A 15792-nucleotide genomic window follows, 5' to 3' on the forward strand; every position below is an offset into this window, starting at 1 on the left:
CCAAGCCACTCAGAACAAGTGATAGCGCTGCGCCAAAGGCACTTCCGAGAGCGGAGCACAGGTCAGCAATACGCCATCGGCGTGTACTTCGTAGGTTTGCGGGTCTACCGTCAGTTTCGGACAGGCCTCGTTCAGTTTCATGTCGCTCTTGCGTACTTGCCGGACGTTTTTCACCGCCACCAGCGGGCTCTTCAGGCCCAGCTTTTCTTCAAGCCCGGTATTCATGGCCGCTTGGCTGACGAAGGTCATTCGGGTGGCCGCGGCAGCTCGGCCGTAGGCACCAAACATACGGCGGTAATGCACCGGCTGTGGCGTGGAAATGGAGCCATTAGGGTCACCCATGGCCGCGCCCGCGATCATCCCGCCTTTTAGAATCAGCTCAGGCTTAACGCCAAAGAAGGCGGGCCGCCACAACACTAGATCTGCCAGCTTACCGATTTCGATCGAGCCAACTTCATGGCCTACACCGTGGGTAATTGCCGGGTTGATGGTGTACTTGGCGACATAGCGCTTCGCCCGGAAATTGTCTGTGCCCCGCTCCTGGTCTTCAGGCAGCAAACCTCGCTGCAGGCGCATCTTATGGGCGGTCTGCCAGGTGCGGCACACCACTTCACCAATGCGCCCCATGGCCTGAGAGTCCGAGGAGATCATCGAAATCACCCCCATGTCGTGCAGGATGTCTTCGGCGGCGATGGTTTCGCGGCGAATGCGAGAATCCGCAAAGGCCACATCTTCCGGAATATTCGGATCCAGGTTGTGGCACACCATCAGCATATCGAGGTGCTCATCGACGGTATTGATGGTGTACGGCCGGGTCGGGTTGGTGGACGACGGCAACACATTCGGCAACGCACAAGCGGTGATGATGTCGGGTGCGTGGCCGCCACCGGCGCCTTCGGTGTGATAAGTATGAATACACCGATCCTTGAAGGCCGCCAGAGTATCTTCCACAAAACCGGATTCATTCAGGCTGTCGGCATGAATGGCGATCTGTATGTCATAACGGTCAGCCACATCCAATGCGTTACTGATGGATGCAGGTGCAGCGCCCCAGTCCTCGTGGATTTTCAGGCTCATGGCGCCGGCTTTCACCTGCTGCTCAAGCGCTTCCGGCTTACTGGCACTGCCTTTTCCGAGAAACCCGATGTTGATCGGCAAATCGTCCACGGCCTGCATCATTTTACCCAAATGCCATGGGCCAGGCGTATGGGTGGTTGCAACGGAGCCCGTAGCTGGCCCGGTGCCGCCGCCAATCATGGTGGTCAATCCACTCATCAGCGCTTCGTCCACCTGCTGAGGGCAAATGTAATGCACGTGGGTATCAACCGCGCCAGCTGTGATGATGCGGTTTTCTCCCGCGATAATCTCAGTACCGGCACCGATCACGATGTCCACGTCTGGCTGGGTGTCCGGATTACCCGCCTTACCAATCGCGGCAATGCGACCACCCTTGAGGCCAACATCGGCTTTCACAATGCCCCACCAGTCCAAAATGATGACGTTGGTGATCACGGTATCCATTACCGCATCGTCACAGCGCTGACTCTGGCCCATGCCATCTCGAATCACCTTGCCACCACCAAACATAACCTCTTCACCGTAGTGGGTGTGGTCGTGTTCGATTTCGATCCACAATTCTGTATCGCCCAATCGAATGCGGTCACCGGTGGTCGGGCCGTACATATCCGAATAGGCTTGCCGGGAAATCTTCATGAGCGCGCGCCCCCTTTATCATTCTGATCCAGTGGCCCCATCACCTCGCCGCGGAAACCGTATATGCGGCGCAGGCCGGAATACGGGATCAAAGGCACTTTTCGGGTTTGGCCTGGTTCAAACCGGATGGCCGTCCCTGCCGCAATAGCCAGCCGGTGTCCGTATGCCTGTTTGCGATCAAATCGAAGGGCTGGATTGGTCTCGGCGAAATGGTAGTGAGAACCTACCTGCACCGGCCGGTCGCCCGTGTTGGCAACCTCGACATTGACGATGGAATCTGCGCGGTCCACGCACAGCTCAATATCGCCGCTTTGGAGTTGATACTCTCCTGGGGTCATGACGAGCCTCCTCAAACAATCGGATTGTGAACGGTGACCAGTTTGGTCCCGTCCGGAAAGGTTGCCTCGACCTGCACGTCTTGAATCATCTCGGGCACGCCATCCATTACATCTTCACGGGTCAGAATTTCCCGGCCGGCACTCATCATCTCCGCCACGGTTCGGCCCTCTCGGGCACCCTCCATAATCGCGCAGCTGATCAGCGCAACCGATTCGGGATAATTCAACTTGAGCCCTTTCGCTTTGCGGCGCTCAGCCAGCAAACCTGCCGTAAACAGGAGCAACTTATCTTTATCTCTCGGTGTTAATTCCATCGCTAACTCCATCGTCATCGATGTTTTGTTTTAAAACCTGTGCGTGTAAGCAACACAGGCGGTGGGTCGTCGCCAAAGTCAGCGCTTTGGCGAAAAATTGTCAGGTAAGCCAAATGCGTGGCACGGTGGCCTCGTGTCCGGTCAGGCGTGGGCGCAGGATCGCTCGGGCTTGCTGGAAGAGGTCCCAGACTTCGTTTCGTTCGATACCAAGATAGCGAAGCAGTAGCACGCCCCGGCGGAAGGTAACCGCCCAGCGTTCATTCGCCGGCAGTCGTTCACGTAAAACAGCCACAGCCTCGGCTGGATCGGCCAGGCCAATCGCCCAGAGCGTAGCGTGTACGGTGGCTCCGCCCTGCCCCCATTTGCCGGCGAACCGCCGGTGTGCTGGATCTAGCGACTGGCGCTCTATCCACAAGGGCCGACCGCCTTGGGAGACGTGGAAACGTTGTTCTAGGTGCCCACTGGCAAAGGGCAAGTCGCTGGCTGGGCGGCCCAGGCCAAGAATTTCCCAGCCCAGACATTTGGCGTTTTCTTCCAGCTCGATCAGAAAGGTTTGTTCACCACGAGAGCCATCAAAAGCGAGGGTTTCCTGGGGCAGCCACTCCAGCGTGGCACCGTTCGCAACTTTTAGGTGAGTGGTCTGGGTCCAGGCAACGCCATTGCTATCGGCACGGTAAAGTTTGTTGGCAGCCGGGGTGGTCAGGAGCGTATGCGCGCCCGCCGAAACCGTGACATCAACGTTGAGAGCATCACCGCTCACCAAGCCCCCGGGAGGATGCAAGAGGTATACGTGACAGCAACCGTCACGACCTTCCGGATAAAACGGCCGCTGAACTCGCAGGGGCCCATAATGGTGGGATTTGTTCATTCTGGTGATACTGAGATCACCGTCCGCGTAGGCGCAAAAGCCCAAGGTCAGAGAAGCTGCCCAATGGCGATTGGCATCAAAACGATGCCCGGAATCCGAGGCTGCCCGTTGTTGAACAGGCATAAAGGGTAGAATCGTCATGCGATCGTGTACCTTTGTAATAGCCCAGCGCAGCATCTTCCGCGGATTCCACAGCAGATTTTCCTGACAGGCAGGGCTATAAGCTGAAAATAGCAGAACGATCTGGAACGTCCACGCGCACGGGTACGGTCAGATTGACGGAATTGGCTTTAAAGCCGCCGTTGGCGATCAGCTTGCAAGTATTGCTTGAAATGAAAAACGCAAACTGATGCAGAAAACTAGATATACAGACTCAGGGCTGAGACGAACGTCTCTGGGTGTGTGTGCCGACTTGAGGAACTCAAAGGCCTAAAGTTAAGACTTTTTGGAACCACCAGCTATGCCCTAGCGCAATTATACTCTTATGGAATTTTTATAGTCAACAAAATTCTAACTCGCTTGCCGAAAGTTTTAGCTCGAGCCGGGCAAACACCCGGCTCTTTAACTGTGACTCACGCAGGCACGGGTTCCTTTACGGAAACAGGCTTAGTCTCTTCTCTCGAATACCCCAAGCGAAACTCGCCGGTCTCCTCGTTCACCAAATAAAATTCCAGCAACATACGTTCTTCAGTCAGGTTGACCCAGACGAATCCCAACTCATTTTCCGCCTGATAGTGCGTAGCGTTGCGCTCCGGGTCCTGAAACTTATCGGTTTTGCCAGCGGCCCCAGACACGATGATGTGCGCAGGGCCCATGCTTTCTACCGGCTTAATCCACTGTAACGAGTGGTCGTGGCCGGTCACCAACATATCCACCTTGTTGCTGAACGCCTCTTCGAGGAACAACTTATAACGCTGACCATCAGCATCGGGGTTCGTAAAGATCTGCCGCATGCCTTCATCCAGATTACCGGCATTACCATGCTTACCGTTCGAAAGGTACGGCACATGACTCATGGCAATTTTCCAGTGGGCCTGACTTTCGTTAACCGACTCTTTCATCCATAACTGCTGCGGGTAGCCATAATTTTGCCAGTTGAACCGCTCATCGTAGTCGGTATAAAAGCTGGTCAACGGATTGGAATCCACCACAAACAGGTCGAGAAACGGCTTTTCCTGCGCCAACTGCCCAAAGGACTCCTTATAAAAACGTGCCGGCATACGCCACTTTGTGGAATACTTTTTGTCGCTGTAGTGGTAATCCACCTGATAATCACCACGCTGGTTATCGGAACCACCGCCGAATATGGTGCTCGCACAATCGTGATTGCCCAGGCACATATAGAAGGGAACGTCCAAGTTCTGATACGGATATTCAAAGCTATCCAAAAATCCGTTGTCATCGACTGAGGTGACACCGTCTTCGTAGATGTTATCCCCGGCACCAAGCACGAAATCGCACCCCTGATCTCGGATAATCTGTCGCATGGCCTCTGCCACATGATACTGGCCAATATTGCCGGTACCCATGTCTCCGATAGCAATAAAACTCAGTGACTCCGTTCTCGTTTCACTCTCGGGCTCAACAGGCGGCACATCCGTTCCGGGGCTCACCTTTGGCGGATCGTTAGGCTGATCTTCTCCACCATCGGAACCACCTTGCCCTCCACACGCGGCCAAAGCGGAAACACTGGCACCACCAATCAACAACTGGCGCAAAAAAGCGCGGCGATCATTACTCATGCCAGAGCCTCCTTTTGTACTTTATGTTCGGGCGCCAACGGGGGCGCATTGCGCTTGGGCGCGCAGGGAACCTTGCTAGACTGGATATGGTTATCACCACTTGCGGTATACCAAGCCATCGCAAAATGCTCTTGGTTACTAGGCTCGGACACGGTATCCAGATGGAACCAATCGGCTTGGCACCGCTCTGGCGTGACATCCAGAACCATGTAGCCGCGATGGTAAAAGTCGAGCCATTTGATGTGCGGGTTTGCCGGAATCAGATAAGCCTTCGCCAAGTCCGAGATTTCTTTGGAGGGCGCTCCAGGCGAGGTAACAGCCGGGGTAACGAACTCAACCGCTAAGGAACCCTCGCCGGTGAACCGGTTATAGGCAAACCAGTTACCGGGATCGAGGCTTACATCCATCGCCCATGAGGAATGAATATCACCGGTCAATACCACTGCATTATCCAGGCTCATCGCCTCGATACGCCCTAACAAAGCACGGCGACTGGCTTCATAGCCATCCCATTGGTCGTAATTCACTTGCGCACCACCGCCCAAATCCAGGTTGGGCATATCGGGCAAAGCGCCCAACGTTAGCGGAGACAACATCACTTGCTGGCCCAGCAAATGCCAATGGGCACCACGGGTTTGAGAATGTTCCAACTGTTCGAACAACCACGTCTGCTGGTCATCGCCCAGCAGAGAGCGGTTTCGGTCACGAGCCGTGACCGGGGAATCGGTTTGTTGATCGCGGCCGATCAGACGGGTATCCAGCATCATCAGCGAAGCAAGCTGGCCAAACTCGAACGACCGGTAGATACGAACTTGCCGGTCAGGCAACACGGGCCTTATCGGCATCCATTCATAGTAGGCCTGCACCGCAGCCCGTTTGCGGTCCGCATAGCTGCCCTCTCCCTCATTATGGTTCTCTGCACCTCCAGACCATGCATCGTTGGTGATTTCATGGTCGTCCCAGACACAGATAAACGGGTGCTGTCGATGGCACTCCTGAAGATCTTCATCGGTACGGTTTAACGCATATCGACGCCGATAATCGGACAAACTGACAATCTCATGGGGAGGGTCGAGCGGGCGAAGTTTTTCAACCTCGGGATCGCCGTATTCGCCGGGACCGTATTCGTAGATGTAGTCGCCAAGGAAAAGCACGGCGTCTAGGTCACGGCGAAACGCCACTTTTCGGTACGCGTTAAAGAATCCGTACGAATAATTCGCGCAGGCCATGACAGCCAGGCGCACATGCTCAACAGACTCATGAGCGTGGGCCGTTGTTTTGGTCCGCCCTATCGGCGAGAAGTAACCCAGAGACTCAAACTGATAGAACCAGGTGGTATCCGCATCAGGAAGCATAGCGTCGATTTTGACGGTGTAGTCGGCTTGTGAGCGCGCATAACCAACGCCTTCGTATACCACATCGTTAAGCTCGGGATCTCGCGAGACACGGACAATAACCGGCACTTCATCCAGCCCGTCAGCCGTAATCCGGGTCCACAAGATCACCTGTCGGGCCAAGGGATCGCCGCTTGCAACGCCATGCTGAAACGGCGAAGGGCCACCCCATTCCGGCATCGCCGGCTTTACGAAACCTTGCCCTCCAGCGCCGTCAGAAGAGCCACTATTACCGTTAGGGGACGCTGCAACAACGTCAGTTCCGCCAGACCCCGCTCCGTTACAAGCAGATAAAGCCACCAGCGATACGCCGGCAGTGCTGCTTTTCACCAAAAAGTCCCTACGCTTCATCCATTACTCCCGCGATGATTTCGATTGGCCGCAAGCATGACCTGAATATGTGTCAGCTTTATGACTCGAGCGGAGCTAATGTGAACTTATGTCACGTTTTTCGAAATGGTAATAGAAACGAAGACAGCGTGCGCCTTGGCCAATTATGTCGAGCAGGCAGAAGTCCTGAAGCTATTCCCAGCGGGACGGTGAATAACTGAATACCGGCAGTGAAACGCTCCAACGAATGGCCGCCATACGCATCAAAAGACCAACGCTGAAGGCGGCGAGCAGCGTAATGTTCTCACTTACACTCTCGTGAACCAGAAACAGGTAGAGCAAAGCGACAATTAAGGAAACACTGGCATAAAGTTCATGACGCAGTACCTGAGGGGTGCGGTTGCACATAATGTCTCGAATAATACCGCCAAAGATGCCGGTGGTAATGCCAGCCATCACAACGACAACGGTGTCATACCCCAACCTCAGTGCGACATTGCAACCGATCACAGTAAAGGCCACCAGGCCCACAGCATCCAGAATGAGAAAAAGCTGGTTGAGGTGCCGCATGAAACGCGCAAGCACAACCGTCACCAGACCTCCGGCAATGGTCATGTAGATATAGCGCGGATGCTGGGTCCAGGTCACCGGAAAGTTACCCAGAAGAATGTCTCGGACGGTGCCACCGCCCAAGGCAGTAAAAAAAGCAATCACCGCCACGCCGAACAGGTCCATATTTCTTCGACCAGCGGCAAGGGCGCCGGACATAGCTTCAGCGGTAATGGCAATCATATAGATAGAGGTCAACATACAGGGTCCTGCATTTCTGTTGCCTCTCCCCCTGTCCCTGATACCTGAGAGTTTACAGAACCCGGTTCTGCTTGCCCCTTCGGTGGACTGCCTCGGCAGCCTCTCTCCAGACGGCTTTGAATGGTGCCCGCAGTACATGTGCCTGAGCGTTTATGGGAGGTTGCGCCTTCGGCGGGGCTAACAAGCCCACTCTCCTGCGGAGCGCGGCATTATAAATAGACACCGGCAGGGCGTCGAGCAACTCAGAGAGGAACCCGCTTTTTTCGCTCAGGCTTTTTGAACTTGAAAACGCGCAATCAGGGTTCTTAATGATTCGGACTGTTCCCGTAGCTGCTCACTAACCGCCTTGGTGCTGCCAATATGCTGCTGCAGCGACTCCGAACTTTCACCCAGCGCAGTCGCTCGCCGTCCCACACGACCTATCTCATCACGCTGAACGGCAATCGCTTCATCAACGTCACTTGTAAAGTGATTCAGCTCGTCAAAGGTCTTTTTGAGCTCCAGAAGGTGATTTTTCAGAATCCCCAAGGTTTCCCGGTTGGAGTTACCCGCCTCACGGGTCGCGCCCAGCAACCCATGAGCGCCATCAACCTGGCTAATCAACTCGCCAACCCATTGACGCACCTGAGTGGTGGATTCCCCCGTTCGGCGGGACAGATTACGCACTTCATCTGCAACAACAGCGAAGCCCCTTCCCTGCTCCCCGGCACGAGCAGCCTCAATGGCAGCGTTCAAAGCCAGCAAATTTGTCTGCTCGGCAATGTCAGCAATCACACCAATGACGTTCTCTATTTTTTCGCTGGATCCACGAAGCGCTTCAATGGCGCCTGCCACTCGGTTAATCACCTCAACGGCGTGTTCAGCGGCCTGCTCACTCTCCCGCAGCAGAGCCTGAACATCCTGATTGCCCTTGACGGCATCCGTAACCTGAGCCCGGGAAAACTCGGCGGAGCGCTCAATCTGACCAGCACTCTCCGTGATAGCGCTCATAGATGACACCACATCATGAATTTGCCGGTTGTTATGCTCTGAAGCCGTCTGAACGTCATCAGCCTGCGCATCCAGATTGCCAGAACGCTGCTGCAGAGCGGCAGCGGCGTCGGTGACGTCCTCTACAAACACGGAGAATTTGGCTATTAACCCATTGATAGCCTGCGCAACGGCCGTTACCTCGTCGCGCCCGGAAATTGGAAGTGGCCTGGAAAGGTCTGACGTTGCCTCCATGATCCTGAGGCGCTCCACGATCAACTGAAGCCTCGTGGTTACCGTCCGGCGGAGCCAATAGGTGAGAAGCAAAGCGCCAAGCAAAACAAAAAACGAACCGGCGAGTATCAAATACTGTTTCTGTTCGAGAAACTCGATCAAGGATACTGACCCTGCATGCGCCTGCTGACGACCCACCGAGCGTTGGCTATTTATGCCTGCCAGCATAGGATCAACCGCTTTGTGCAGTTGAAAATCGACAACTTTCCCGGCGGAATAGTAGCTCTTCTCATCAATAGGTTGTTTCAGCGCCACAAGAAGATCCAGAACCACCTGATGTGCCGCCATGTTCTCCTCTGCCCAACTCTGCAAGCGGGGGTTATCAAGCGCAGACTGCCATTGCGATCTTATAGCGCCGGAAGTTTCCTCGAACTGTTCGTTGATCTCGTTCCACAATAAAAGCTGAGCTTTTATCTTATAAGCAAGGTCTTTGAGTTGACGATGGCTACGATCAAGATCCGTCAGCAACCACACATCGGACATTTGCTCCCGAACCAGACGGTCCGTTGCCTTTTGAGCCTCCCCCACCACTGACACAGAAAGCCATGCCAGGCCAGAGAGCGCAATCAAACAAAATCCGGAAAACACCACCAACCGCTGACGGACCGTAAGACTCATATCGTGAACTGCCTTTCGAAATGTTCATGACGAGCCTAGAGAGCAATGATGACAATTTTGCTACAAAACACCTGAATCTAACCGGGTTCAGTAGCACTTTCTTTATGATTCAGAGGTGTACGACGAGCCGCCGCGGGCTCATACTCTTCACGCAAAGTCACCAACCCTTGGCTGACTTGCTGGTGGAACAATTGGGCCAAGTCGGCGGGATTGTCACTGGCGGAAACTGTCACCGGTGGGTGGTACAGAACATCCATTCGCACCGCAGGCTTTTTTAACAGGCGGCATAGGTGTGCAACAAAGTCATCGTCACCCGTAAACGGCACCAACCAGTCGCGCTGCCCATCCCGGTGGTAAGCAATCGTAATCGCCTGCACCGGGCACTTAGCCTCGATGGCCGCCCCGAGCATGTGCGGGTGAAACCGTTTCACGCCTGCACCGGTGGTGGTGGTTCCTTCCGGAAAAACCACCACTGAACTTCCGCCCTCCAGAGCCGACACCAGTGTTTGCCGCACCTTTGCGGAATCCCCTGCCCCCCTCCGCACAAAAATCGTACCGATTTCACGAGCAATCCAGCCAATGATGGGCCAAGAGGCCACCTCGCGTTTGGCCAAAAATCGTAAAGGAAGGCCCGCAGCCAGAATGGGAATGTCGGTCCAAGAAACATGATTGCACACACGCAAAGCCGGGCCTTCCATCACCAAACCGCGAGTCTGAATGCGCATGCCCAACAACCGGCATAAACCAGCAGAATACACATTCACCAGAACGGTTCGGTCGATTCGTTGCCGGCTGCAAAATTCAATAATTCGAACCAAACCGAGGGTTGCCATACTGAGCAACAAAAAAACTAAAAACGCACTCAGGCGCGTGAAGAACCGAACTCTCTCGACCATCCGCTCTAGTTTGCTCAAGCGATCTTGGCCTCCAGGTTGTAGCGCCGCGCATAACGGGCGGCCAGATTATCTACGTTCAACAACACCAGCAGATCCGCACAACGGAAAGCAGGATCCCAGCAGGGATCACCACACACCTCAGCACCCAAGCGCATATAGCTGCGGATCAGCGGCGGAATCACAATTTTGTCGGTTTGCGTGTTCTGGCTGGCAAGATGCGGCAATGTACGCCTGGGCGTGACTCGGAACGCCTCTGCGGCCAGGTATTCCTGTTGAATCTGTTGGGTGACTCGCCATGCCTTGTAACCGCCATCAAGCATACTGATGCTGGCGCAGCCCAGCAGGTAATCGATGCCTTCCTGAACCAGATACCGCGCCACTTCGGTCCACAGCATGCTCAGCGCCGCTCCCGAGCGGAAATCGCTGCGAATACAGGTTCGGCCTAGCTCCGCAAATACGCCGGGATTCTGTTTCAGTCGATCAAGATTAAATTCGTCTTCCGAATAGAAACCACCAATTTTTTCAGCTATCTCACCGTGCAGAAGCCGCGTGGTTGCCACCACCTCGCCGTTTTGGTTCATAACCACGAAGTGTTCGCACCAAGGGTCAAAGCGGTCTTCGTCAATACCGGTATCCGTCTTCATATCCGCGCCATATTCGCTGGTGAATACCTCATACCTTAGCTGTTGGGCTGCAATAATTTGGGCCGACTCCTTAGCTACACCGGAGGTAAGCTTTCGGCCGCTGCTGGATGCTCTGGACTGACTCTGCATTCGTTAACCCCTTCAATGGCTGACTCGCCGCCCGCTGACCAACAGCAGACCGATTTAAGCCGAGATTAAAGACGGAGCTTTACAGGCAGATGAAGAAATTACGATGAAGCGATGACAGTTCCGTCAGTGCGAGCCTGGACTCACTCATCGACTGGAAAGTAGGCATTCAATTGCTCGATCAACCACGGTGAGTCGTCCAATGGTAAGTCATGACCTGCGTCAGGGTGCAGCTCCAGAGGACACTCAAGCGCCTTGGCCAAATCCCGGCTGCAACGCCAGTCTGTCAGGCGATCGCGATAACTCGCCAGCACAAGGGTGGGCATTTTTGGAACTTTAAGTGGTGGTTTATAGCAGGAGGCCGCATAGAGCTGACGAATCACATCGCCCCGCCGAACCGGTCGCTCACGCTGAATTGCCTGCCATTGCTGAGCAACCTCTCCACGAATGGGGCGGTTACTCGTAAGAGCCAGAATCGCGCGTTCCCGCGTATCACTGTCGGCTTGTGCCAGCATGCGCATAACGGGCGCCCATTGAGCTGGGCGCATGCGCCGCCAGGGCGAGCTCAATCTGGAACTGGAAGAAATCAGCACCAGACTCGCGCAATCTGCAGGCCGATTGAGTGCCCAATCCAGCGCCACCATACCGCCGAGAGACAGCCCAATCAGCCCAACCGGGCGCGGCAACCAGCGAGTTACCCGGTCAGCGAACTGGCGAGCCTCCGCAATGGAGTTCGGCGAGCGAAAATCCCGAGCCAGCCCAGTGCCAGGCAGGTCAACAGTATGAAATGTATCTCCGGGGCGTGCCCGTCGAAGCTGCTCTGGCCAGTCACCCCAATGAGCACTTTCCCTTGCCAGCCCTCGAATTAGCAACCAATCCATTACAGGTTCTCGCCCTTACTGTACCAATGCGCTCTGGCAGCAGCCCGCAGCCACTCACCTTCAGAAGGGGTAGGCAGCCAGCTGTCGTAATTCGCACTTGCATTGAGCAGGAAATCAAACAAAAGCATATGGCTGCGAAGAACCCGATGATGACGGTGAGTCACCAGCGGATTGAACAGCCCTTCCCGGCTGAACAACTGGCGGGGACGCTTGCGCAACCAGCGCCACGAGCCCATCTCGAGAGTCAGCGGAAGCCACGGGGCACTGGCCTGCCGATTGTGGCGTTTATAAAAGTAGTCCCACAAATCCCCATGGGTAACGTAATGCTCCGATTGCGGCTCGAACTGATAGTCGTGATGGGGGTAGGCTTGCTCCCAAAGCAGCTTCAGCGCCATAACAGACGAGATGTTACGCATTGGCCGGCGTCGGTAAGCGTAGGGAAACCAGATCTGATCACGCCAGCCGAAGCCTGAGTGACAGTCGAGCGATACGCTGAATGGCCGCCCCGGCAACACTTCTTCGATAATACTCTGCAAAGCCAGGTTCTCGGGCTCCATCCCTTGATCGAGTTTGCCTCTGTACCAAGGCAGTAACGGTGATATTCGCTGTCCGCCCACCAGAAAGGTGCTCGGGCTTTGCGCCGAAATGGGCGCATTGCGCATAAGGTCCACACCGGCAGGATTGCTGCGCCGGCCGAGATACATACCGCCAGGATTGAGCAGGGGCACAACCACCAACCGTACCTGCTGTAGAAGTTCTGCCAGATGCTCATCCCAGCGCAGCCTGTTGGCCAGGTTTTTCAGCCATGCCGTAACCACCTGGGTGCCGATGCGCTCCAACCCGTGCACGCCGCCCAGCAACAGCAGCGCAGGACGGTCCGCTGGCGCATCGCCGACGTCGACACGGTAAATTGGCAACTCATGTGAACCCACCTGAATGCTTGCGCTCACCTGCACTGAAAATTGCTTTGGTGATTCAGCGAGGGTGCGCTCCAACTCGATCAACTCAGGTAAGCGCCTGCGCAACTGCCTCCGCTGCTTTCCATCACGCAATCCCTGTTGTTCCGGCACCGCCTTGATGTGAGTGAGGTCGCTAAGTTCAGTCATGAGCCCATCTCACATCACTCGGTGCGCGCCTGCAGCCGGCGAACGGCGTCATTGCGGACATCATCAAACTTACCTCTGGCAATTTCGTCAAAGATAACGGAACCAGATGAAGTCCAGGTGTCAGCACTGCTACAAATAGGTGACAAACCTCGCCATGAATTGCACAAGCCCGGCGCAGCAGTTTGTGCCCTCTGGGAAACTCGGGCGTAGACGTACAAAGAGGAATCTCAAGACGCAGAAAGCAAAAAAGGCAGACCAGTAAGTTACTGATCTGCCTTTCTTTTATATGGTAGCGGGGGCTGGATTCGAACCAACGGTTATGAGAAGGACACCAAGGGCGACTAATAAATAGTCGCTATTTGGCCTAAAGTTGCATGAAATCACATGATAAGAGATGATTGCTCATAATTTCGCCATGGTATTAAGAGCGATCAATGACAAAAAACGTCGTGCAGGATTGGCACAGATCTTCAGCGACTACTGCGGACAATATGACCTTAAGGCTCGGAGAGCGCTTTGGTGACCTGTGTCATTGGGCGGTGGACCAAGGGCTGGAGTTTCCAGTCGAGCTGAGTTTCCACATCCTCGGCTTAGACGAGTTCACGGTTGGCTTTGAAAACCTGGTCCAGGAGTTACGGCATCCTGAATCCGAGTCCATCCTCGCAGACTGGTCATTCAACCCAGTTGTCCACGAGCTAAAGAAATTCGCTGACGGGTTTGCTGCTGATTCAAGGTTGCCCAAACTCTACCCCAGCATTGGGCACGGCGGGGGTGCTAAGAGAAACAAGCGACAGTTCAAAGATCTCGCAAGCCGAACTTTTTTGTTGAGCTTGATTGTTAACCCGCTGGCCGTTAACACGGATGAAGAGGTCTTTTGTAATCGACGGCGCTTGCGTATCTGGCTCATTGTTCAGGCAGCTATTCGACTCATTGAATTCGGTTGTGTTTCCGATACCTCCGTTAGCAGTGCGGCCAGGTTCTTACAAGCCGATTCGCTCGACAGTCGTTGGGCATTGATCGACGAGTTGCTGGGTAGAACAAAGAAGCTGATCGGCTCCGCTCCACATTCCTTTGAGAACTTCACCTCTGCAATGGAGAATGCGGCAGGTGTGATGAGGGAAGTAAAGTCTCGCCCGAAAAGCCATAACGAATTTCTCAATGCGATACTCTCCATCGCAAGTGGCTCGTGTCGCCAAATCGAGTCGCGAACTTCAGCAAAAACTCCGGCGATTCCCCTTCATTTAAAATCCAAGTCCTCCCCGATTGATGAGTTGCCGTTCGAGTCTGGAGACTCGGCGTACAGTGTTATCCCCTCGGTTTCTGATGACGGTGAGGGCGAAGCCATTTCGTACGTCACCGAAGTTGACCCAACGGATAGTGCGGCCCAGCAAACTCTTAGCTCCGGAAGTGTGTTCATGCAGACGATGGAGTTGGCCCATTATCTGCCGTGGACCTGGGATAGCCTTTTGCCTCCTGAGGTTCAGTTGGTCGAGTCCTGGGTTGAGCGCACATTGCAAACGATGGACAGGAGAGACCGGTTTGGCGGTGTTCTGGTTTGGGCAGCCATACAGTTATCTCGGTCACTTCAGCTGGTTGAGCGAATACCAATTGGGACCGAGATGGCCGATGAATGGAGCCTGAGTCCAGACTTCATGTTTCTGAAGCGGCGATCGCCGAGACGACACAGTGCGTGGCGTCCTGATGAGGTTAGTCGGAATCTCGTCGAGCCATTCCGTGACGATCTAACCATCATCGTTCCAGAAAAAGTTAAGCAGTCCCTGGAATGGGTGGTTGATGCCAACGAGTCTGGCGGGGAGCTCACCCTGGGGGCGGTCTGGAATAAGCTGTCGGAGATCAAGCTGGAAACCTGGTTCAATGGCCAGGCTGAGAAGCACTTTCCTCGGGTCACCAGCGCAAAGTTGGCGCAATGCAAGGGGCAGCAGTTATTCGGCCGAAGCGGAGACTTCAGCTTTTCGCGTTTGTTGGCGTCACATCCGAGAAGCGCACTTCCGGGAGCTTGTAGCTATGCCACTTGGGACGTTAAAGCGATTGAAAAAGGCTTACAGCTAGAAGTAACGAAAGGGCCCAGCGAGCAAGATTCCCTTCATGTCATCGGAAGTCTTCTGGCCCCGCTTGAGTCGGTTCTGTCCGAGGAAATTCAGCAAGCCACGCAAAATCTCGAGCAAGCAAGAGGACGAGGGCTTGTTTTCTATCACAACACGTTGGCCCAGTACGTTGTAACGGCACTTTACGCAGCAAGCGGCGCCCGCCCGTTGAGGGATCCGTTTGAATCGATTCATCACTTCTCGTTCTCACGCCGGTGCGTCTACATCAACGACAAGAATGATGACGGGCTTCATAACGGTCGTTTGGTGCCATTACCGCAGGCTGCGATGGGGTTGCTGACGCTCTATCTTAATCATCTGAACCACTTGAGTCAGGCTGTTGGTACCCATCGCCCAGAGTTTGCGGAACAAATAGCTGAAACGGCCCAAGGGCGTCCGGCCACGCCAAGCATACCGTTGTTCTTTCTTCTTGATGATCATCTTCGCTGGCACTCAATGGCTGATGCCGCTGACCTGAGTTGTTCGCTGTTCGACTGGGGGCTGCCCAACAATTTGTGGGTATACGGATTTAATGGTTGATGGGGCACCTTCACCCCATCAATCTGATACCACCCTCAGATGGTTGATAGATCGACTCCGTAGTTGAGTTCCTCTGCGAAGTCCGGCAGTCCGTAACCGATGGT

At 54.7% G+C, this 15792-nt stretch carries 13 protein-coding genes and 2 riboswitches; of the genes, 1 reads left to right on the plus strand and 12 read right to left on the minus strand.

What is annotated here, in order from left to right; all coding sequences use genetic code 11:
- Positions 1–9: 9 nt before the first annotated feature.
- The 12 genes from ureC to Q9245_RS15850 all read right to left on the minus strand — a co-directional run bounded on the left by ureC (position 10) and on the right by Q9245_RS15850 (position 13043).
- Positions 10–1713 carry an urease subunit alpha gene (gene ureC / locus Q9245_RS15795; protein ID WP_305898058.1) on the minus strand — a complete coding sequence of 568 codons (1704 nt, stop codon included), beginning with the start codon at positions 1711–1713 and terminating at the stop codon, positions 10–12.
- The gene (locus tag Q9245_RS15800) at positions 1710–2051 is read right to left on the minus strand and encodes an urease subunit beta (RefSeq protein ID WP_305898059.1); all 342 of its coding nucleotides are present in this window, start codon (positions 2049–2051) and stop codon (positions 1710–1712) included. The genes ureC and Q9245_RS15800 overlap by 4 nt, the downstream gene beginning before the upstream one ends.
- Before the next feature lie 11 nt (positions 2052–2062).
- A complete protein-coding gene (ureA, locus tag Q9245_RS15805) occupies positions 2063–2365 on the minus strand; it encodes an urease subunit gamma (protein WP_305898060.1) in 303 nt (100 codons plus the stop codon).
- A gap of 100 nt (positions 2366–2465) precedes the next feature.
- A complete protein-coding gene (locus Q9245_RS15810; RefSeq protein ID WP_305898061.1) occupies positions 2466–3374 on the minus strand; it encodes an urease accessory protein UreD in 909 nt (302 codons plus the stop codon).
- Between the two features lie 431 nt (positions 3375–3805).
- Positions 3806–4975 (minus strand): metallophosphoesterase, encoded by a 1170-nt coding sequence (locus Q9245_RS15815; RefSeq protein ID WP_305898062.1) that lies wholly within the window; start codon positions 4973–4975, stop codon positions 3806–3808.
- The gene (locus Q9245_RS15820; RefSeq protein WP_305898063.1) at positions 4972–6720 is read right to left on the minus strand and encodes an alkaline phosphatase; all 1749 of its coding nucleotides are present in this window, start codon (positions 6718–6720) and stop codon (positions 4972–4974) included. The genes Q9245_RS15815 and Q9245_RS15820 overlap by 4 nt, the downstream gene beginning before the upstream one ends.
- Before the next feature lie 171 nt (positions 6721–6891).
- The gene (locus Q9245_RS15825) at positions 6892–7509 is read right to left on the minus strand and encodes a trimeric intracellular cation channel family protein (RefSeq protein ID WP_305898064.1); all 618 of its coding nucleotides are present in this window, start codon (positions 7507–7509) and stop codon (positions 6892–6894) included.
- Between the two features lie 21 nt (positions 7510–7530).
- A riboswitch (glycine riboswitch) is annotated at positions 7531–7629 on the minus strand.
- A riboswitch (glycine riboswitch) is annotated at positions 7630–7716 on the minus strand. It abuts the riboswitch before it with no gap.
- 60 nt (positions 7717–7776) lie between these two features.
- Positions 7777–9390, minus strand: coding sequence for a methyl-accepting chemotaxis protein (locus Q9245_RS15830; RefSeq protein ID WP_305898065.1), 1614 nt, complete (start codon positions 9388–9390; stop codon positions 7777–7779).
- A 77-nt stretch (positions 9391–9467) separates the two neighbouring features.
- On the minus strand, positions 9468–10304 hold the full coding sequence (locus Q9245_RS15835; protein ID WP_305898066.1) for a 1-acyl-sn-glycerol-3-phosphate acyltransferase: 837 nt from the start codon (positions 10302–10304) through the stop codon (positions 9468–9470).
- Positions 10301–11059, minus strand: coding sequence for a GNAT family N-acetyltransferase (locus tag Q9245_RS15840; protein WP_305898067.1), 759 nt, complete (start codon positions 11057–11059; stop codon positions 10301–10303). The genes Q9245_RS15835 and Q9245_RS15840 overlap by 4 nt, the downstream gene beginning before the upstream one ends.
- Positions 11060–11199: 140 nt before the next feature.
- Positions 11200–11937: an alpha/beta fold hydrolase gene (locus tag Q9245_RS15845; RefSeq protein ID WP_305898068.1), complete on the minus strand. Its 738-nt coding sequence runs from the start codon at positions 11935–11937 to the stop codon at positions 11200–11202.
- A complete protein-coding gene (locus Q9245_RS15850; RefSeq protein WP_305898069.1) occupies positions 11937–13043 on the minus strand; it encodes a M14 family zinc carboxypeptidase in 1107 nt (368 codons plus the stop codon). Before Q9245_RS15850 ends, Q9245_RS15845 begins: the two co-directional genes overlap by 1 nt.
- 434 nt (positions 13044–13477) lie before the next feature.
- On the opposite strand from Q9245_RS15850, the gene Q9245_RS15855 reads away from it, so the two are divergent.
- The gene (locus Q9245_RS15855; protein WP_305898070.1) at positions 13478–15688 is read left to right on the plus strand and encodes a hypothetical protein; all 2211 of its coding nucleotides are present in this window, start codon (positions 13478–13480) and stop codon (positions 15686–15688) included.
- Positions 15689–15792: the final 104 nt, after the last annotated feature.

The organism is Marinobacter sp. MDS2 (assembly GCF_030718085.1).
GTDB lineage: Bacteria > Pseudomonadota > Gammaproteobacteria > Pseudomonadales > Oleiphilaceae > Marinobacter.